Genomic DNA, 20,611 nt, shown 5'->3' on the forward strand with positions numbered 1-20,611 from the left:
GCCTGGCCCACCCCGCCCGGCCCCTACCCACTCCGCGTCGGATGCTCCAGCCGCGCCCTGCGGCTGACCGCCGATGCCGCTGTCACCGCAGACGGTCCCCACCCGTGCGCCGGCCCATCCGGGCGTCCGCCCCGTCTCACCCTTAGCCCCCCGCGCCCTGTATCGCCTAACGGCAAGGAGCCGCATCATGCGTATCACCACCCGTCACGCTGTCAGAACCGTCCAGATCCTGTGTGTCACCGTCACGGCCGCCCTGGTGGCCACCGGCTGCGGCCGGAGCGAGGATTCCGGCACCGGCAAGGACGCACCCGCCGAGATTGCCGCGGGCAAGGCCAAGGGGACAGTGGTCATGTGGTCCATGGGCGACCCCGACGAGGACCTGAAGGCGCTGGCCAAGAAGTTCGAGCAGGAGAACCCGGACGCGACCGTCAAGATCACAGCGATCCCGTGGAGCGCCGCCCACGACAAACTGACCACTGCCGTCGCCGGTGGCAACACCCCGGACATGTCGGTGGTGGGAACCACCTGGATGGCCGAGATGGCCGCCATGAACGCCTTCCAGGCCACCCCGGCGTCGATCAAGTCGTCGGACTTCTACCCCGGCCAGTGGGACACCACCAAGTACAAGGACACCTCCTACGGCGTCCCGTTCATCGCCGACACCCAAGCAATCTACTACCGGACCGATATCACCACGAAGGCTGGCATCAAGGGCGCCCTGGCCGGCGACCGGGCCGGATACCTGAAGGACCTGGAGGCCATCCAGGCCACCGCCGGCAAGGAGAACCCCAAGCTGCTCCATGCCAGCGGGCTGGTGATGGGCTTCAACTCCTGGATCTTCTGGGTGCCGATGGTGTGGCAGCAGGGCGGTGACATCTACGACGCCAAGACCGGGAAGTTCACCTTCGACTCTCCCGAGGTCGCCAAGGCGCTGGAGTACTACGCGAGCGTCCCGAGGAAGGGCCTGGCGCCGACCGACAGGTCGGACAACGTGCAGGGCTTCCGGGACGGGCTGATCGCCGTCTACCAGGAGGGTGCGTGGGCCGGCGGCAGCTTCCACAAGGACGCCCCGGAGCTGGACGGCAAGTGGAAGACCATGCCGGTGCCGTACTCCGAGCAGCCCTCCGGGTTCGCCGGCGGCAGCGACCTGGCGGTGTTCAAAGAGGCCAAGAACCCCGACGCGGCATGGAAGTTCGCCCAGTTCCTGACCGAGCCTGCCAATCTCGCGGCCTATTCCAAGGCCACCGGCAGCCTGCCCCCCGCGCCCCAGGCGTGGACGGAGGGCAAGCTGACCGAGGACGAGAACATGAAGGCGTTCGCCGAGCAGCTCAAGGTCAGCAAGGCGCCGCCCGCCATCACGACCTGGCAGCAGATCGCCGACGCCATCGACTCCGAACTGGAGAAGCTGATCCTCGGCAAGGCCACCGTCGCCGAGGTGCAGAAGACGCTGCAGTCCAAGGCCACCAGTATCGGCACCGGCCGATGAGCGCCGCCGCGATGAGCACCCCTCGTAGGGAGGGATGACATCCATGTCCACGAATACGCTCCCCGGGCGGGGCGACGCCGGCAAGCAGAACACCGGGCAGCCGGAGCGGAGTGCCGATCGCCGGCGCCTCCCGTTCCGGAGCCCGGCGCGCGGCAGACAGGCCCGGGCCGCCTGGATCCTCGCCGGGCCCTTCCTCGTGCTGTTCGCGGCCTTCATGCTGGTGCCGGTGGTGTGGTCGCTGCTGATGAGTTTGACCGACACTCAGAGCGCCGATCTGCGCACCCCTTTCAACGTGTCGTTCGTCGGCTTCGACAACTACGTGCGGCTCTTCCAGGACGATCAGTTCTTCACGGCCCTGCGCAACACCGCCGTGTTCGTCCTGGTGGCCCTGCCCCTCACCCTGGCCGCCGGGCTCGCCGCGGCGGTCGCCCTCGACCGGGGCATCCGCCGCTTCCGGGCCGTCTTCCGGATCGGCTTCTACCTCCCGGTGATCACCAGCATCGTGGCCGTCGCCGTGGTGTGGAAGACGCTCCTCGAACCCCGCGCGGGACTGGTGAACCTCGTCCTGGGCTGGTTCGGGATCGACGGCCCGGCCTGGCTGGCGGACACCCGCTTCGCACTGCCCGTCATGATCCTGATGGCCGTATGGCGCAACCTGGGCACCGTCATGATCATCATGCTGGCCGGGCTGCAGTCCGTGCCCCTGTCCCTGATGGAGGCGGCAGAACTCGACGGCGCCGGGCCCTGGCAGCGGTTCTGGCGCGTCACCTTCCCGCTCCTGCGTCCGGCCCTGCTGCTGACCGCCGTCACGACCGGCATCGGCTATCTGCAGTTCTTCGACGAGCCGTTCGTGATGACGGGCGGCGGACCGCTGGACTCCACCCTGTCGGCCACGTTGTACGCCTACAAACAGTTCGGCAACGGCAATTACGAGATGGCGTCGGCCGCCAGCTACGTCATCTTCGTCCTCATCGTGGCGCTGACCGTGCTGCAGTTCCGCGTGCTGAGAGACAAGGACTGACGACCCATGAGCACCCTCTCCACCCTCCCCACGGCACAACCGGGCACGGACCGCATCCTCAAGCGTCGCCGCATCCGCCGGACCTGGGGCCAGCCCTGGCTGTATCTGCCGCTCGCGGGCGCCCTGCTGCTGATGATCGCGCCGTTCCTGTGGATGCTGTCCGGCTCCTTCAAACCCGAGGCCGACATCCGCAGCGTCCCGCCCGTCCTGCTCCCCACGGCGCCCACGATCGCCAACTACGGTGAGCTGTTCAGCACGCTCGACTTCACGAGCATGTTCGCCAACTCCGTGATCGTGGCCCTCGCCGTCACCGCCGGGAACCTCATCTTCTGCTCGATGCTCGGATACGCCCTGGCCAAGCTGGAGTTCCGCGGACAGCGCGCCGTCTTCCTGCTGGTCCTGGGGACGCTCATGATCCCCGGCCTGGTCACCTTCGTTCCCCTGTACGTGCTGGTGTCCAACATGCAGCTGACCGGCTCCATGCTCGGGCTGATCCTGCCGTTCCTGGCCGGCCCCTTCGGGGTGTTCCTGATGCGGCAGTTCATCTCCACCCTGCCCGACGAACTCATCGACGCCGCCCGCGTCGACGGCTGCAGGGAACTGGCCATCTTCGGGAGGATCATCCTGCCGCTGACCAAGCCGGCCCTCGCCACCCTCGGGATCATCACCTTCCTCGGCTCCTGGAACAACTTCCTGTGGCCGCTGGTCGTGGCCCAGAACGAAAGCCAGTACACCCTCCCCGTCGGCCTCGCCCTGGCCAGCAGCGGGCAGTCCTTCACCCGCTTCGGCATCCTGCTCGCCGGCGCCGTCGTCGTCCTGCTGCCGGTGATGATCGTCTTCCTGCTCTTCCAGCGACAGTTCATCGCCGGTATCGCCACCACCGGCCTGAAGTGACACCTCTGCTCCCACCGCGCCGCCCCCTGCCTCACCGGTTCCGCCCGGGGCGGCGGGCAGGCAGCGCGCGAGCCCCGCCGCGCAGGGCGGCAGCGTGCGCGCGACGAGGCACTCGCGTCGCCCATCAACTCTCTGATCTGTGACGACTCATCTCTTGGAGAACACCGTGGGACAGCCGGTCCACTCTGCCTTGTACCTGGATCCGGAAGCGGTCGTGGAAGCGAGAATCGACGACTTGCTGTCCCGGATGACCCTGCCGGAGAAGGTCGGGCAGTTGCTGATGCTCGACGCCCAACACGGGGACCTGGTGGACATCGTGTCGACCAAGCTGGCCGGGTCCGTTCTGCATGTGACTCCCGAACGGATGCCCGAGGCCATGGAAATGGCCCAGCGGACACGGCTGGGCATTCCGCTGCTGACAGCCGACGACGCCATCCACGGTCACTCGTTCTGGCCCGGCGCGACCATCTTCCCGACACAGCTGGCCATGGCCTGCACCTGGGACCCCGCTCTGCTCCACCGGGTGGCCCGTGCGTCCGCGACCGAAATCGCGACGACCGGCATCCACGGGACGTTCTCCCCGGTGCTGTGCATCACCCGTGACCTGCGCTGGGGTCGGATCAACGAGACGTTCGGCGAGGACCCCTTCCTGATCGGCGAACTCGGCGCGGCAATGGTGCGCGGCTACCAGGGTGAGGGCCTCAGCGACCCGACAGCCGTGCTGGCATACGCCAAGCACTTCGCGGGCTACTCCGAAACCCTGGGCGGGCGCGACGCGAGCGAAGCCGATCTCAGCCCACGCAAGCTGCGCTCATGGTTCCTGCCCCCGTTCGAGCAAGCCGTTCGGGCCGGCTGCCGCGGCGTCATGCTCGGCTACCAGTCGATCGACGGCGTGCCCATCACTGCGAATCAGTGGCTGATCAACGATGTGCTCAAGGGCGAGTGGGGCTTCACCGGGACGCTGGTGACCGACTGGGACAACGTCGGCCGGATGGTCTACGACCAGCGGACCTGCGCCGACTACGCCGAGGCGGCGGCGGTCGCCGTCAACTCCGGGAACGACCTCATCATGGCCACGCCGCAGTTCTTCGAGGGCGCGCAGGAGGCGGTCGCCCGCGGCCTGGTCGACGAGAAACAGACCGATGACGCGGTACGGCGGGTCCTGCGGCTGAAGTTCGAGCTCGGGCTCTTCGAGGACCCCCGCGCCCCCGACCCCGAGCGGCAGGCGCAGGTGATCGGCTGCCGCGCACACGTCGACCTCAACCTGGAGACCGCCCGGCGCTCCCTGGTGCTGCTGCGCAACGCGGGGATCCTGCCCCTCGAAGGCGGGCTGACCTCGGACGGAACCGGCCGCGCCGGGAGCCAGGGCACACCGCGGACGATCGCGGTCATCGGCCCCAACGCCGACAGCCCGCAAGCCATGCTCGGCGACTGGGCAGGCGCCACCGGCCAGGTCCCGTGGATGCCCGACGGACATCCACGCGAGACGGTGGAGACGGTGCTCGACGGCCTACGCGCCTTCGCACCCGCCGACTGGACCGTCACGCACGCCCGCGGAGCCGACATAGCAAGCCCCACCCATGCCCCCGAGTGGTCCACCGGGCCCGACGGCCAGCCACTGCCGCCCGTTTTCGCCCCCGCCCCGGTCGACCAGGCACAACTTCGGGAGGCCACCTCTGCGGCAGAGGCCGCCGACTACGCCGTCGTGGTCGTGGGAGACACCATCGCCCTCACCGGCGAGGTGCGCTCCACGGCCACGCTCGACCTCCAAGGAGGCCAGATCGCCTTGCTGGACGCGGTCGCCGCCACCGGCACACCCATGATCGTCGTACTCGCCCAGTCCAAGCCGAGCACGCTCCCAGAGTCGGCACTGAACGCGGCAGCCCTCATCGAGGCGTTCAACCCGGGCATGCGCGGTGGCCGCGCCATCGCCGAACTCCTCCTCGGACTCATCGAACCCAGCGGCCGGCTCCCGCTGTCCTTCGCACGCCACGTCGGACAGCAACCGGTCTTCTACAACCAGGTGCGAGGCCAGCACGGCAACCGCTACGCGGACCTCACCCAAGACCCCCTGTTCGCGTTCGGCGAGGGCCTCACCTACACCACCGTGACCTACTCCGACCTCGTCGTGCACGACCCGGACGTCCCTGCCGACGGCACCGTCGACGCCACGGTGCGCCTCACCAACAGCGGCAGCCGTCCGGCCCTGGAAACGGTCCAGGCATACGTCAGCGACCTGACCACCAGCGTCACCTGGGCCGAGCAGGAGCTGAAGGGTTTCACCCAGGTCGAGATCCCTCCCGGCGAAAGCCTGGACGCCACCATCAACATCCCGGCCACTCACTGCTCACTCGTCACCGCGGACAACCGCCGAGTGGTCGAACCGGGTGAGTTCATGCTCCGCGTCGGCCCCAGCTCACGGCGGGAGCAGCAGCTGAGCGCGGGATTCCGCATCGGGACCTGAACCCCGTATCCGGACCTGTAGCCCGTATACGGGCTCGAAGACCCCCGCCCCGCCGGCCTGCCGCCCCGCCAAATCGAGGGCCGGCGGGGCGGGTTCCATCTGAAACACCGAAAGGCACGCGTGTGTCCACCACACCCCGCGATCCGCACCGCCCCGTGGCGCACCTGCGGCCGCCCCGCAACTGGATCAACGACCCCAACGGGCTGGTCTTCCACGACGGCCACTACCACGTGTGCTACCAGTACAACCCGTACGGCGCGACCCACGCGAACATGCACTGGGGCCACTTCCGCAGCCCCGACCTGCTGACCTGGGAGCCGCTGCCGATCGCCCTGTCCCCGACCCCCGGTGGCGTGGACGCCGACGGCTGCTTCTCCGGCAACGCCGTCTCCGACGGCGACCGGCTGGTCGCCTTCTACTCCGCGCACCGCGAGGACCGCTCGTTCCAGCACCAGCCCGTCACCTGCGCCGTCTCCCACGACGACGGCACAAGCTTCGGCCCGCGGGGCGAACTGCTCATCCCCGAGCTGCCCGAGGGCTGCACCATGTACCGCGACCCGTACGTCTGGCAGGACGGCGACGGCTGGCGGATGCTGGTCGGCGCCGCCCTCGCGGACGGCCGCGCCGCAGCCCTCCTGTACGACTCGCCCGACCTGGAGAACTGGACCTACCGGGGGCCCTTCGCAGCCCGCCGTCCGGAGCCCGTCGGCGGCACCGAGGAGCTCACCGGCGATGGCTGGGAATGCCCCCAATACCTCCCGGCAGCCGACGGACCCGGCGCCCTCATCTTCAGCACCTGGACCGAACCCACCGGCCCGATGCGCGTCGCAGCCCTGATCGGCGAAGAGCATGACGGCCACTTCGAGGCCGGCCCAGCGGTACCCGCCGACCACGGCCCCGACTGCTACGCGCCCGCCCTGCTGCGGGCACCGGGCGACCGGTGGCTGCTGTGGGGCTGGTCATGGGAAGCCCGCGACGAAGCCTGGGCCGTCGCGGACGGATGGGCCGGCGTCCTCACCCTGCCCCGCGAGATCCATGTCGACGACGACGGCACGCTGCGCCAGCAGCCCGCCACCGAACTGCTCGCCCTGCGCGGCGAGCACGCTGTCCACGCGGAGGGCGTGACCGACGGCCCGCAGCCGGTGGACCTCGGCAGCGTGGGCCGCGCTTTCGACCTGACGGCCCGTCTGGAGCCGACCGGAAACGCCGGTCTGCGGCTGCTCACCACCCCTGACGGCTCCGAGTACCTCGACATCCGCGTCGATACCGATGCGGGCGAACTGGTCGTCGACCGCGACCACGCCTCACTGGACGGCCGGGCCCGCGGCGGCTCGTACCGGATGCCCTGCCCCTCTGGTCAGCCGGTCGAGCTGCGCGTGGTCGTCGACCACTCCATCGCCGAAGTCTTCCTGATCACCACCGGCCAGGTCCTCACCCTGCGCTGCTACCCCACAGGGCAAGGCCCGTGGCGACTTGAGGCCCGCAGCGCACCGGGTACGCGCCTCGGCTTCGCGGTCGACGCGTGGGAGCTGCACCCGCTCGTGATCAAGGAGCCGAGCGCCGGCACCGCAGAGCCTGCGCCGATGTCGCCGTAGAACCGACTCCAACCGGTCGATCCCCCACCTCGGCAATGTGTCCCACCCCCTCTCCTAAGTACTGACCAAGCAGGTCCGAAGGAGGATCTTCCATGAGCTCATACGGTCTCGGACGACGCCAGTTCCTGGCCACCGCTGTTGGTGTCGCCGCCGCCTGGACCTCGGTTTCCGGGAACGCCATCGCCGCCCCGCAACTGAAGCAGGCCGCACGTGGCAATTCCGTCCGTGTGTGGCTGACGGACGTATCGGCCGACAAGTGGGTCGCCGGCCAGGACGATGTGCTGTTCAAGGCGAAGAGCACGGCCAACCCGCTCACGATCAAGATCGACGACAGCGTCAAGTACCAAAAGGTCCAAGGCTTCGGCGCGGCCATGACCGACTCCTCCGCCTGGCTCATCGACAAGCTGTCCACTGCCGAGCGGACCAAGCTGATGAAGAAGCTGTTCGATCCCTCGAAGGGAATCGGCCTCAGCCTGCTCCGCTCTCCGATGGGTGCCACGGATTTCAACGCGTCCGGGAACTACTCCTACAACGACATGCCCGCCGGCCAATCGGACCCGACGCTGTCCGACTTCTCCATCCAGCACGACGTGCCGTACATCATTCCGGCCTTGCGGCAGGCCCTCTCACTCAACCCGTCCATCAAGATCATGGCCAACCCGTGGAGCCCGCCAGGCTGGATGAAGACCTCCGACTCCATGATCGGAGGCACCCTCAAGAGCGAGTACACCTCCGCGCTCGCCGACTACTTCGTCAAGTTCATCCAAGCCTGTGGCGAAGCCGGCGTGCCCATCTCCTATATTTCCCCGCAGAACGAACCCATGGGCACGCCCACCTGGCCCGGAATGTTCCTGTCCGCGTACCAGGAAGCCGAGTTGATCCAGGAGATCGGCAAGGCGTTCGAAGCCAACGGAATCTCCACGAAGATCCTGGCCTGGGACCACAACTGGGACGTGCCCTCGTATCCGGAGACGATCTTCAGCGACCCCGCAGCCTCCAAGTACACCGCGGGAACCGGATGGCACATCTACAGCGGCAACCCGAAGTACCAGTCGGTGGTCCACAACGACTACCCGAGCAAGGAAACCTTCATCACAGAAGCCACCGGAGGCGTTTGGCAGGACAGCGACCAGACGGCGTTCAGCGAAGCACTGGGTACGTGGATCATCAACGGCACACGCAACTGGGCGAACGGGGTGATGCTGTGGAACATCGCACTCGACCCCGATCGGGGCCCGCTCAACAGTGACACCGCCGGTATACCCATGCTGCGGGGCTTGCTCACGATCGACCCGGCCGACGGACGGGTGACCTACAACGTGGATTACCACGCCCTCGCTCACGCCAGCAAGTTCGTGAAGCCCGGAGCACGCCGGATCTACTCGAACACCTTCGGGGAAGGCAGCATAGAAAACGTCGCGTTCCAGAACCCGGACGGATCGAAGGTCCTGATCGCGCACAACACGGGAAGCGCGGCGAAAACCTTCAGCGTCGCGGACGGGACACACTCGTTCGACTACACCCTGAACGCCGGCGACGCCGTCACCTTCACGTACTCCGGGCCCGCGCAGAGCGGCCGCGCCCCCGCAGCGACCAAGGTCTCGGACCCGACACACGACTTCACCTTCACGTCGGCATCCGGCCCGGTCACCGTCACGTACGACCCGGCACTGCTGCCCTACCAGAACTCCATCCGCACCGGAAACAAGCTGGTCACGTACTCCCTTCCGATCGGAGCTTCCGTCCAGACGTCAGGAAGGGCGCTGAGCCGCAGCAAGTGGACTGCCACGGCTTCGGCGCAGGCGGATTGGGGTGTGGCCGCGAACGCGATCGACGGCGACATCGACACGCGGTGGAATCTCGGGCACGGGCCCACGAGCGGCGACTGGTTCCAGATCGATCTGGGGAGCCCTACGAGCTTCAATAAAATCGTCATCGACACCGGCGTGAACAACTCGTTCGACTACGTCACCAAGTATCAGATCTACGTTTCGAACGACGGCGCCGATTGGGGCAGCGCGATTGCGAGCGGCAGCGGAGGCATTGGCAAGATCGCCGTCACCTTGCCGACCCGAACGGCACAGCACATTCGCATCGTCAGTACTGCGACCTCCGGCTTCTGGTGGTCCATCGGCGACATCGAGGTGTACGGGTCTGCGCGTGGAACCGGCTCGATCACAGCTCCGGCAGCGGTATCGAGCGGCCTCCAGCTGAAGAACTGGACCAGCAAGGAAGGGGAGCAGGTCACCGCAGTATTCAACGGGACCACCGACAGCAAGAGCTACAAGATATCCACCGACGGGTCGTACACCTATACGCTGCCGGGCGGCACCTCGGCGATGTTCACCACCAAGAAGCTGTCAAGCTTCCCATCGCCGACCTTCAGCGATCTGAAGCCGGGCCAAGGCATGCCGCGCTCCAAGTTCACGATTCGCGGCTCTGGTTTCGGCGATGCACAGGGGCTGGGCACGGTGTATTTCGGATCGAGCTATGCCGAAATAGACACCTGGTCGGACACGAGCATCAGCGCCTACGTTCCGAAGGGGCTTCCAGCGGGGAAGGTCACGGTTTCCGTGAAGGGAACCAGCGGAGTGGATGCAGGTGGATCTTCGTTCGACGTCATCGATCTAGGTCCTGCGCTGCCCCGGACGAGCTGGACCGCAAAGGCTTCGGACGCAAGTCAGTGGGATGCGCCCGGAAACATGCTCGATGGCAATTCCGACACTCGGTACAGCTCCGGAACAGGGCAGTACGACGGCCTCTGGATCCAAGTGGACATGGGGCAGACGCAGACCTTCGACAAGATCGTGCTCGATGTCGGCGGCAGTGTCAGCGACTATGCGCGGAGCGCAGACGTATACGTGTCCACGGATGGAACCGACTGGACCAAGGTTTCTTCCGCAGCGGACGGCCAACGAGTCCACTTGGTCTCCTTCCCGACGCAGACAGCTCGCTACATCAAAATCGTCAACACCGGCAATGTTGCGCGTAGCTGGTGGTCAGTCGCAGAATTCAACGTCTACAACTGAGCCCGGCTTTCATGTAGGGCGACCGTTGGCCTTGCCCCCGGCGTAGAGGAAGTGCCTCTTGTCGGCGGGAACAGGGAGTGTTGATGTCCTTGTTCCCGTGGACGAGGCACTTCCGGGTGCCCCCGGCCCCCGCCGAGGGCACATCCAGGGCACATGAGCGTGGGAAACGGCGCTGAACCGTGAGAACTATGGAGCGGTGTTTTCCCAAGTCAGCGCACATTTCCCTGCGAAACCCCAGGTCAGCCCGACGCCGCTCCCATTCGCTGCACGAGTGGCAGGACTTCAGTCACCGGCTGCATGAGGCGGGGCATCAGCCTTATTGCCTGGTGTGGCCCTGATCCGGGGTTTCACTGGTGACGGGCGAGGTCTTCGGACCTCGCCTTTTTCATGTCCCGGGAGGGGTCGTCAGGCGGCCAGGGCACTTGAGGGCACATGGGTTCCGGCGGGGCACCGATGTGCCCTGGGCCACGGGCGGGTCGCCGTCGTCTTCCGCCTCCTCCGAGTCCTGCAGGAAACCGCGCGACTCGCCGATGCCGTCGTCGTCCCCACCGGCGCCATGGCCGATCACCTCCTCCAGCTCGTCCCCACCACCGATCGCAGGAAGCTCACGACGATTCCCTGGGGCATCGCCGGCGTTTGGTGCGCCCCACAGCGTCCGTGGGGAATTTCTCCGCCGTACCCCTCCTGTTGGCCAGGTCTGGCTACCTTCGCCTCGCCCGGTCCGGTACAGGAGAGGTACATCCATGAGCACGCCGATCCACCGCACCTCGACACGGCAGTCCGCAGCCGTCCCGACGTCGGCCCGGCACCGTGAGGGAGGGAGCCGGACCTGGAGTACGTCCGCACGCTCGCCGGAGCGCGCCCTCCTGGAGATGCAGTCCCGCGCCGGCAACCGGGCCACGACCGCGGCGGTGCAGCGCGTCAGGGACACCGAGAGAGGGAATGCGGCGGCGAACGGCGACGCGTCCCCCGGAGCGAAGAAGAAGAACTATCGCGACCGGATCGCCGCGCTCCTCGACAGGTTCAAGAAGAATCTCGAACCCATCGACACCTTCGTCAAGGGCTTCCAGACCCCCACCAACGCGGCCTTCACCCAGCAGGCCGCCGTCGCAGCCAACGAGGGCCTCAAGCACTCCGCCGCCGCCTCGGGAACCTCCGCAGCGTCGGGCAACCTCCTCACGGAGGCCGCCGGCACCGTGGTCAGTGGCATGGACGCGTACAAGAACATGAACAACGCCAAGAAGCACGAGACCGGGGCCGACCACCACACGGCGAAGAAGAAGGCCAAGACCAAGGGGGCCGACACGGTCGTCGGCGCCGCCAGTTCTGGAAGCTACAGCGCCGCCATCGCCAAGGAGGTGACCAAGATCCAGAAGGCGGCGGACGCCGCGGTGGCATCCGAGGCGAGCGGTATCGCCGGCGCTTCCATCGGCGCGATCAAGGGCATGCGGTCCGCCTTCCGCATCGGGGGAGCAGCCAACAAGTACAAGCAGGTCAAAAAGCTGGGAGATCCCCACCTCGTCCAGGCGGGGTCGCTGGCACGGCTGAACGAGTCGCAGGAGCAGGCCGGCTGGGCCGCGGCGGAGGCTTACGTCGCGCTGGACACCTACTGGAAGGATGAGGGCCCGGGACGGCTGGAGCTCGTTTCCGAGGCCATCGACGCCGCCTGGGAGGCGATGGGTGAGGCCCGTGACGCCGCCGAGAACCTCCAGCACGCCGAGAACGACGTGGAAAAGCTGAGCAAGGTGCAGCAGTACGCGAAGAAGAAGCAGCTCACCAAGATCGGCAAGGAGACGGCCGGCGGCGGGGGCGAGTCCGTCAAGGCCGCAGCCGGCGTCGTGACGGCGGTCGCCGCGGGAACAGTCGGGCTGGCGAGCAACCCGGTCGGATGGGGCCTCGCCGGGGCCGGGGCCGGTCTCGTCCTCGGCGTCACCATGTACAAGGCGCTCCGCGCCGCCACGAAGCGCTACGAAGAGGTCCACCACCCCGAGCGCTGGGCGCCGCAGGGCGAGACCCCGGCGGAGGCCGCCTCCCGCACGGAGTCGCTGAAGCACGCGATGAAGTTCTGGAAGAAGGTGTCGAAGGGCGAACGCCAGGCCATGGCGCGCGAGATCTACGCCCTGGCGGCGGGCCCCGACATCTCCGGGAACACCACGGCCGAGATGCGGGAGTCCGCCAGGTCCCTGCTCATCGCCCTCAAATCCGGCCCCGCCAAGCACAAGCTGGAGCCGGACGCGTGGGCCGAGACCCTCAACGACCCGGCGAAGACCTCCGGTTGGATCGCGGAGATAGCGGAGCAGCTGGCCTCGGGGTGACCTGGAGCGGGCCGGCTACCGGGGTGTCGACAGGGCGGATACGAACGGCACCCAGGCCGCACGGCTCAGCGCCGGCCGGGGGCCCTCGGCGTTCTTGGAGTCGCGGACGTGAAGGGCGGCGGGGGCCGTGGCCGATGCGTACCTCGCCGCGATCAGTGACGAGGCGCTGATGTCGGCTTTGGGATCCTTGTCTGCATCAATGCCCCCATCAAGGTTCGAGGGGCGAGTGCCTGCGGGCCGGTCAGGCTCGGCGCCCAGGCCACCGCGGCAATCACCGGACCGGACGGCGACGGCATGACGATGCGCCGGTACCGGGCCCTCGGTACGGGCCCGGCCGACGTCAGCCACCGGATCGGGCGAGATCGGTCAGGTCAGGTCAGGTCACCGGATCGAGGAAGGTCAGCACCGAGGCGTCTTCCTCGATCAGCGGGACGAGCGCCGCGTTGAGAGGGCCGCCGTACGGTGCCTTCAGGTGCGCCTGGAAGGCGTCCTCGTCCCGGTACACCTCGAAGATCCAGAAGGCGCGCGGGGCGGCTGACTTGGTGTACACGTCGAAGGCAAGGTTGCCTTCTTCCTCGCGCACCTTCAGGGCGTAGTCGCCGATCAGGCGGGCGACCTCGTCCTCAGCTCCCTCGCGGGCGGTGAACTCGGCGAGCAGGGTCTTCTTCACGGTTTCGCGTCCTTGTCGGTTGCGGGGATCGGTTGTGGACGTCACTTGTGGGCGGAGTCGAGGTGCCAGACCACGGCCTTGTCCAGCTTCACCGAGCCGTTCTCGGCGAACACCTGCACTTCCTGGCTTGCGAGGTCGGGGAAGATCTGGTCGGTGATCACGGCTTCGCCGCTGCCGCCGAAGACCTCGACGGAGGACCAGTCGACGAGGATCCGCAGTTCGACCTTGCCGTTCCTGGCCTTCAGCGGTGCGGTCTGGACTCCGGGGAACGTGCTGTTGAAGTCGACGGCGCCGGAGTGGGTGCGGTCGACGTACAGCTCCTCGGTCGTGGTGTCGTAGCCGATGACGGTCTCCTCGCCGTCGGCGCCGGTGCGCACCTTCAGGCCGAAGCGGTCGGCGTCCTGGAGGGAGAACGTCGCCTCGATGTCCAGGGCCCTGCCCTGGGCCGTGGGGTCGGTCAGGGGCTGAGAGGTGTTCGTGACGGTGACACCGGCCGCGGTCGCCGGGGGCTCCTGCCGCAGGGACGTCACGCTGTTCACGGGCCGGCTGGTCAGCCGGATCCGGCCGTCGACCGTACCCAGGGCCATCTCTCTGGGAATGCTCTGCGCGCCCCGCCAGGGGGACGTGGGGATGACGCCGCTGTAGTCCCAGTTGTTCATCCAGCCGACCATGTACCGCTTGCCGTCCGGCGCGTCCTCCCAGGACACGGCCGCGTAGTAGTCCTTGCCGTAGTCGGCCCAGTCCGCGCGCTGGACGACGGACTTCGCGGCCGTGTCGGCGGTGCTGAACCGGTCGGCGAGGAGGTGGCCCCAGCCGGCGGTGTTCATGTCGACGAGTCGGATCTGGGCCTGCTTGCCCGCGTAGGGGCGCATGTCGAAGGAGGCCCAGTCCAGGGTCTCGCTGTTGGCGCCGGTGGCGCTGCGGACGACCTTGCCGTCGACGACCAGGTTGACGGACGTCTCCTGGGAGACGGGCTGGGCCTGGGTGTCGGACAGCATGATGTGGTCGACGTTGAGGTGGCCCCAGCCGCCGGTGTTGTCGTCGACGACCTTGATCTGCGCCTTCTTGCCGGCGAGGTTCTTGACGTCCCACGAGGCCCAGTCGAGTGCCTCGCCGTCCTGTCCGGTGGTGCTGCGGACCACCTGACCGTCGACGAGAAGTTCGACGGCGGTGGGGTTGTCGGAGCCTGCGGGGTGGTTGCCGCCGCCCACAAGGAAGTTGACGTAGTCCTTGTCGATGGTGAACTCGGGCGAGGTGAGGGTGCCGGTGGTGGAGTCGCCGTTCAGGTAACTGTTGACCAGGCCGCTGCCCAGGAAGCCGGAGACCTCCTGCTGGTTGGGGAGGGTGCCGGTGGCCGGCGCGGCGCCGAAGGCGTCCCCGGTCGTCGTCCAGTCGCCGTAGGTGCCGCCCTCGAAGTCGGCGAGGACCGTGCCCTCGGGCGGCGGGCCCTGCTCCATGACGGTGCCGTCCACGTGCGGGTGCCGACCGCCCCCGACCTTGAAGTTCAGGTAGTTGCTGTCGACGGTGAAGGAGGGCGAGGTCAGGGTGCCGGTGCTGCCGTCACCCGCGTGGAAGCTGTTGGCGAGGCCCGTGCCGTCGAAGCCGTCGACCGTGCCCTGACCGTCCACCGCCCCGGCTGCCGGAGCCGTGCCGAACGCGGTGCCCGTGGTCGTCCACGAACCGAAGTCGGTGCCCTCGAAGTCCTGCACCACCGTGCCGGTGGGTGGGGTGTACGTGCCTTTGTCGTCGGCCGTGAACTTCTCGCCGCCGAAGTCGCCGACGAAGTACTGGGCGGCCGAACCGCCCGCGATACCACCGGGGTTGATGTTGACGACCAGGACCCACTTGACCTTCTCCTGGTCCCCGTCGACCGCGAGGGGGAACAGGTCCGGGCACTCCCACACACCGCCCGTCGCACCCGCCGGCCCGAACTCGCTCTGCAGCTTCCAGTCCTTGAGGTTCTTGGAGGAGTAGAACCGCACCTTGTGCTCGGCGGACATCGACACCGTCATCAGCCAGCTCTTCGTCGGCGCGTACCACTGGACCTTCGGGTCGCGGAATTCCCTGGAGCCGATGTCGAGAACCGGGTTGCCCTGGTACTTCGTCCAGGTACGACCACGGTCGGTGCTGTAGGCGAGCGACTGCGCCTGGATGCCCGTGGCCTTGCTGTAGCTGGTGTAGATCGCCACCATCGCCGGGTTCTGCTCCGTGCCGAAGCCGGTCGTGTTGTCCCGGTCGACGACCGCGCTGCCGGAGAACACCATCTCGTTGTCGTCGTGCGAGAGGGCGAGCGGAAGTTCCGTCCAGTGCACGAGGTCCTCGCTGACCGTGTGCCCCCAGGACATGTCGCCCCACGAGTTGCCGTTCGGGTTGTACTGGTAGAAAAGGTGGTACTCGCCCTCGTAGTACACGAGTCCGTTGGGGTCGTTCATCCAGTTCTTCTCCGGCGTGAAGTGGAACTGGGGCCGGTAGGTCTCGGAGTACGGCGGGGTGTCGGCGGCCACGGCCTGGGGGGCGAGCGGGGCGGCGGACAGGGCGCAGACCGTCGCCACCGCCGCGATCATCCGTATGCGGGCATGCCGGAATACATGTCCAGGGCTCATGGGATCTCCTGTGCTGCGGCCGTCCGCGCGTCGAAGCCTGTTGCCGGGCGCGGATCCGGCCGAAAAGGCCACCCCTTGCCGACGCCGACGCCGACGCAGTCGTCCACGGCATGGGCAAGGAGTGTCATCGTTGACTGTGTCATCGATGACATCGAGTGGCCCGATGATGGGGGCAATCCGGCCGACGCGTCAACGGTGCGGCCGTGATGTCCTGTTGAGCGGCCCGCCGGCCCGTCAGGCGCGGTCGGCAGGGGCGAACTGTGCCAGCTGCCTCTGCCACGGCGGGTTGGGACCGGCGACCGAGCAGGTCAGGGCGGCGACGCGGGTACCGAAGCGGCAGGCCTCCTCGACGTCGTCCAGGCGGAGTTCCGTCAGCCGGCCACCCAGGAGCCCACGAGCGCCGAGGTGGTGCAGCAGTCCGGCGGTGAAGGAGTCGCCTGCCCCGACCGTGTCGGCGACGCTCGTCGGGACGGCGGGCACCTGGACCCGTTCGCCGTCGAGCGAGGCCAGGGCGCCGTCGGCGCCGCGCGTGATCACGACGAGCCGCGCCCCGGCCGCGTGCCAGATGTCGCACGCCTTCTCGGGCGGGGTGTCCGGCAGCAGGAGTTCCAGGTCGTCCTCGCTGAGCCGCAGTACGTCGGCGAGGGTGCACCAGTGCGCGAGCCGAGCCCGGTACACGTCGGGGTGCACCAGCAGCGGCCGGACGTTCGGGTCGATGCTGATGGTCGCGTGCGGGGCAGCAGCGGCCAGGAAGTCCTCGACCACCGTCGCACCGGGCTCCCGGACCAGGGCCAGGGATCCGGTGTGCACGCAGCCGGATTCCGACAGGTCCACCCGCGCCAGTTCCTCGGCCGTCCACTGCCAGTCGGCCGTGTTCTGGGCGTGGAAGGAGAACGCGGCCTGTCCCTGGGCGTCCAGTTCCGCCACGGCCAGTGTGCTGGGCTCCGCGGCCCGGACGGCGTCCGTCAGGTCCACCCCCGACGCCTCCAGACGGGCTCGGAACAGGCGGCCGAACACGTCGCCGGACAGCCGCGCGAGGAAGCGGGCCGGGGTACCGAGACGGGCCAGGGACACCGCCGTATTCGCAGGTCCGCCGCCCGGCAGCACACGTAGGGCGAGTTCGTTCGAGGTGCTCGCGGGTTCGGCGAACGCGTCCGCGACGCACTCCCCCAGGACGGTGATCTGACGCGGGCTCATGGGCTGCTCTTCTCTGACGGACATACGGGCACACCAGTCACACCAGTCACGTCGGTCACGTCGGGAGCGGCTGCCGGGCAACCACGGTGGACGGCGGCCACGGGTGTTTGCCGATTTGTGACGAGCGCAAGGCATTGACGTTTCCGGCAAGCGGAGTCCATCATCCTCGCCAGGCAGTGTCAACGATGACATAAGTCAACGATGACACCCCGGGCGGCGTGCTCTGATCCCAACCCCGTGCCGCTCGCTATCCCACAGGAGTCGATCATGTCTCGCACCACTCGCCTGTCCTCCTCCCTCCTCAGAGCCGCCGCGGTCACGGGCGTCGCGGCCCTCACCCTGACGGCCTGCGGATCCGGCTCCGGATCGGGCTCGTCGAGTTCCGGCTCGGGCGAGGTCAAGGTCGGTCTGATCACCAAGACCGACACCAACCCGTTCTTCGTGAAGATGAAGGAGGGCGCGGAAAAGGCCGCCAAGGAGAACGGCGCCCAACTGTCCACCGCGGCAGGCAAGTTCGACGGGGACAACGCCGGACAGGTCACCGCCATCGAGAACATGGTCGCCGCCGGGGTCAAGGGCATCCTGATCACCCCGAGCGATTCCAAGGCCATCGTGCCCGCGATCGAGAAGGCCCGCGCCAAGGGCGTTCTGGTCATCGCCCTGGACACCCCGACCGACCCGGAGAGCGCGGTCGACGCCCTCTTCGCCACCGACAACGTCAAGGCCGGTGAGCTGATCGGCGAGTACGCCAAGGCCGCGATGGCGGGCAAGACGGCGAAGATTGCCGCGCTCGACCTGGCGCCGGGCGTCTCCGTCGGCGTTCAGCGGCACGAGGGTTTCCTGAAGGGCTTCGGCGCCACCGACAAGGACGTCGTGTGCGCCCAGGACACCGGCGGCGACCAGGCCAAGGGCCAGACGGCGATGGAGAACTGCCTCCAGAAGGAACCCGACATCAACGTCGTCTACACCATCAACGAGCCGGCCGCGCTGGGCGCGTACACCGCGTTGAAGGCCAAGGGCCGGGAGAAGGACGTACTGATCGTCTCCGTCGACGGCGGCTGCACCGGCACCCAGGCCGTCAAGGACGGCAAGATCGCCGCGACTTCACAGCAGTACCCGCTGAAGATGGCCGCCGAGGGCGTCAAGGCCGTCGTGACGTACGCCAAGGACAGCAAGAAGGCGTCCGGTTACACCGACACCGGCGTCACGCTGATCAGCGACAAGGCGCAGGACGGGGTCACGTCGAAGGACACCGCCTACGGCCTGGAGAACTGCTGGGGCTGAGTGGTTGCTCCGCTGGGTGGGCGCGGTGGTTTGCTGCGGGCCCGGTGGGGGCTGGTCGCGCAGTTCCCCGCGCCCCTTGAAGGCGCCCCTGCGGGGCGGCCTTCACCAGAACCACCCCGTTCACCCCGTTCCCTCGCCCGCCGACAAGGACATCTGTCTTCCGACAAGGACCCCGCATGACAGCCACGATCCCGCCGTACGCCGAGCTCAAAGCACCGACCACGGCCCGCAGACTGCTCACGGCGCCGACCACCGGACCTCTGGCCGCCCTCCTCCTGGCCTGCGCCTTCTTCTCCCTCTCGACCGAGCAGTTCCTGACCGGCGGCAACTTCTCGCTGATCGTGCAGCAGGTCATGGTCGTGGGCACCCTCGCCATCGGGCAGACCCTGATCATCCTGACCGCGGGCATCGACCTGTCGTGCGGCGCCGTGATGGCGTTCGGCAGCATCGTGATCGCCAAGATGGCCGCCGAGGGCTCCCTGCCCCCGCTCGTCGCCATCGCCCTGGGCATCGGCGTCTGCGGCGGGTTCGGGCTGGTCAACGGGCTGCTGGTGCAGAAGATCCCGCTGCCGCCGTTCATCGTCACCCTCGGCATGCTCAACGTGGCGTTCGCGCTGACCCACATCTACTCCGAGGAACAGACGGTCACCAACCTGCCCGGCTCGCTGACCGCCCTCGGCGAGACCTTTCCGCTGGGCCACACCGACATCACCTACGGCTCCCTGGTCACCATCGCCCTGTTCCTCCTCCTCGCCTACTCGCTGAGCAACACCGGCTGGGGCCGGCACGTCTACGCCCTGGGCAACAGCGCCGAGGCCGCCCGGCTGAACGGCATCCGCACCTCGCGCCTGACCATCGGCATCTACACCGTGGCGGGTCTCCTCTACGGCATCGCCGCCCTGTTGCTCATCTCGCGCACCGGAGTCGGCGATCCGCAGGCCGGGCAGACCGACAACCTCGACAGCATCACCGCCGTGGTCCTCGGCGGCACCAGCCTCTTCGGGGGACGCGGCTCGGTCCTGGGCACCTTCATCGGCGTCCTCATCGTCGGCGTGTTCCGCAACGGCCTGCAGCTGATGGGCGTCGCGTCCATCTACCAGACCCTGATCACCGGAGTCCTGGTGATCCTCGCGGTGACCGTCGACCAGCTCTCCCGGAAGAAGGCCCGATGACCGCCACCTCCTCCCCCACTCCCGTGCTGCAGGCCCGCGGTCTGGTCAAGCGGTACGGCCAGGTCACCGCCATCGACGGCGCCGACTTCGACCTGCTCCCCGGCGAGGTCCTCGCCGTCATCGGTGACAACGGCGCAGGCAAGACCAGCCTCATCAAGGCCCTCACCGGCGCGGTGGCCCCGGACGCGGGCGAGATACGCCTCAACGGCGAGCCCATCACCTTCTCGGGCCCGCAGAGCGCTCGCGCCCACGGCATCGAGACGGTCTATCAGGACCTCGCCGTGGCCGCCTCCATGGACATCGCCTCGAACATGTTCCTCGGACGCGAACTCCGCCGCCCCGGCGTCCTCGGCAGTGTCTTCCGCATGCTCGACAAGAAGCGCATGCGTCAGGAGGCCGCCGAGCACATGGCCGACCTGAAGATCGGCCTGCGCTCGCTGACGCAGTCGGTGGAGACGCTCTCCGGCGGACAGCGGCAAGCCGTCGCGGTCGCCCGTTCCGTCGCCTGGGCCCGCAGCGTCGTGGTCATGGACGAACCCACCGCCGCCCTGGGCGTCAAGGAGTCGGGGCAGGTCCTCGACCTCATCCGCCGGGTCCGGGACAAGGGCATGCCGGTCGTCCTGATCAGCCACAACATGCCGCACGTCTTCGAGATCGCCGACAGGATCCACGTCCACCGCCTCGGCCGGCGCGCTGCCGTGATCAAGCCCTCCGACTACTCCATGGCCGAGGTCGTCGCCATCATGACCGGCGCTCTCACCGTCGATGCGGCCGGAGATACTGTCGTAGCGGATTCCGAGGCGGCCAAGGCCGCCGGAGTCCAGGCCACCTGACAGCACGATCCAGCTCTCGCAGTTTCCGGCCGAGGCCGCGGCCGGAAC

At 68.0% G+C, this 20,611-nt stretch carries 14 protein-coding genes and 1 pseudogene; 11 read left to right on the forward strand and 4 right to left on the reverse strand.

Annotated features, from left to right (window positions below):
* Nucleotides 1-187 precede the first annotated feature (187 nt).
* The 8 genes and pseudogenes from G3I71_RS10350 (at nucleotide 188) to G3I71_RS10380 (ending at nucleotide 12,804) form a co-directional block, all read left to right on the forward strand.
* The gene (locus G3I71_RS10350) at nucleotides 188-1,486 is read left to right on the forward strand and encodes an extracellular solute-binding protein (RefSeq protein WP_164313664.1); all 1,299 of its coding nucleotides are present in this window, start codon (nucleotides 188-190) and stop codon (nucleotides 1,484-1,486) included.
* A 43-nt stretch (nucleotides 1,487-1,529) separates the two neighbouring features.
* On the forward strand, nucleotides 1,530-2,507 hold the full coding sequence (locus tag G3I71_RS10355; RefSeq protein WP_239149051.1) for a carbohydrate ABC transporter permease: 978 nt from the start codon (nucleotides 1,530-1,532) through the stop codon (nucleotides 2,505-2,507).
* A gap of 6 nt (nucleotides 2,508-2,513) precedes the next feature.
* On the forward strand, nucleotides 2,514-3,401 hold the full coding sequence (locus G3I71_RS10360) for a carbohydrate ABC transporter permease (RefSeq protein WP_164313666.1): 888 nt from the start codon (nucleotides 2,514-2,516) through the stop codon (nucleotides 3,399-3,401).
* Nucleotides 3,402-3,567: 166 nt separating this feature from the next.
* Complete coding sequence (locus G3I71_RS10365) at nucleotides 3,568-5,865, forward strand: glycoside hydrolase family 3 N-terminal domain-containing protein (RefSeq protein WP_164313768.1); 2,298 nt, start codon at nucleotides 3,568-3,570, stop codon at nucleotides 5,863-5,865.
* 122 nt (nucleotides 5,866-5,987) lie between these two features.
* Nucleotides 5,988-7,460: a GH32 C-terminal domain-containing protein gene (locus tag G3I71_RS10370; protein ID WP_164313667.1), complete on the forward strand. Its 1,473-nt coding sequence runs from the start codon at nucleotides 5,988-5,990 to the stop codon at nucleotides 7,458-7,460.
* Nucleotides 7,461-7,552: 92 nt separating this feature from the next.
* Nucleotides 7,553-10,489 (forward strand): discoidin domain-containing protein, encoded by a 2,937-nt coding sequence (locus tag G3I71_RS10375; RefSeq protein WP_164313668.1) that lies wholly within the window; start codon nucleotides 7,553-7,555, stop codon nucleotides 10,487-10,489.
* Nucleotides 10,490-10,985: 496 nt separating this feature from the next.
* Nucleotides 10,986-11,117, forward strand: a pseudogene (locus G3I71_RS51010) (glycosyltransferase); the annotation flags it as partial.
* Between the two features lie 115 nt (nucleotides 11,118-11,232).
* Nucleotides 11,233-12,804, forward strand: coding sequence for a hypothetical protein (locus G3I71_RS10380; protein ID WP_164313669.1), 1,572 nt, complete (start codon nucleotides 11,233-11,235; stop codon nucleotides 12,802-12,804).
* A 15-nt stretch (nucleotides 12,805-12,819) separates the two neighbouring features.
* On the opposite strand, the gene G3I71_RS52670 is transcribed toward G3I71_RS10380, so the two are convergent.
* From G3I71_RS52670 to G3I71_RS10400, 4 genes are all read right to left on the reverse strand, one after another.
* On the reverse strand, nucleotides 12,820-13,152 hold the full coding sequence (locus G3I71_RS52670; RefSeq protein ID WP_343242903.1) for a DUF397 domain-containing protein: 333 nt from the start codon (nucleotides 13,150-13,152) through the stop codon (nucleotides 12,820-12,822).
* Nucleotides 13,153-13,180: 28 nt separating this feature from the next.
* Nucleotides 13,181-13,474, reverse strand: a complete 294-nt coding sequence (locus tag G3I71_RS10390) for an antibiotic biosynthesis monooxygenase family protein (protein ID WP_164313670.1) — start codon at nucleotides 13,472-13,474, stop codon at nucleotides 13,181-13,183.
* A gap of 41 nt (nucleotides 13,475-13,515) precedes the next feature.
* Nucleotides 13,516-16,077, reverse strand: a complete 2,562-nt coding sequence (locus G3I71_RS10395; protein WP_239149052.1) for a glycoside hydrolase family 32 protein — start codon at nucleotides 16,075-16,077, stop codon at nucleotides 13,516-13,518.
* A 234-nt stretch (nucleotides 16,078-16,311) separates the two neighbouring features.
* On the reverse strand, nucleotides 16,312-17,274 hold the full coding sequence (locus G3I71_RS10400; protein ID WP_164313671.1) for a carbohydrate kinase: 963 nt from the start codon (nucleotides 17,272-17,274) through the stop codon (nucleotides 16,312-16,314).
* Nucleotides 17,275-17,541: 267 nt separating this feature from the next.
* Between G3I71_RS10400 and G3I71_RS10405 the strand changes: the two genes are divergently transcribed.
* From G3I71_RS10405 to G3I71_RS10415, 3 genes are all read left to right on the forward strand, one after another.
* A complete protein-coding gene (locus tag G3I71_RS10405; RefSeq protein WP_164313672.1) occupies nucleotides 17,542-18,558 on the forward strand; it encodes a sugar ABC transporter substrate-binding protein in 1,017 nt (338 codons plus the stop codon).
* A 176-nt stretch (nucleotides 18,559-18,734) separates the two neighbouring features.
* Nucleotides 18,735-19,730 carry an ABC transporter permease gene (locus tag G3I71_RS10410; RefSeq protein WP_164313673.1) on the forward strand — a complete coding sequence of 332 codons (996 nt, stop codon included), beginning with the start codon at nucleotides 18,735-18,737 and terminating at the stop codon, nucleotides 19,728-19,730.
* Nucleotides 19,727-20,563, forward strand: a complete 837-nt coding sequence (locus G3I71_RS10415) for an ATP-binding cassette domain-containing protein (RefSeq protein ID WP_164313674.1) — start codon at nucleotides 19,727-19,729, stop codon at nucleotides 20,561-20,563. Before G3I71_RS10410 ends, G3I71_RS10415 begins: the two co-directional genes overlap by 4 nt.
* The last annotated feature ends 48 nt before the right edge of the window (nucleotides 20,564-20,611 follow it).

Origin of the sequence: Streptomyces sp. SID12501 (assembly GCF_010550245.1) — a bacterium.
Taxonomy (GTDB): domain Bacteria; phylum Actinomycetota; class Actinomycetes; order Streptomycetales; family Streptomycetaceae; genus Streptomyces.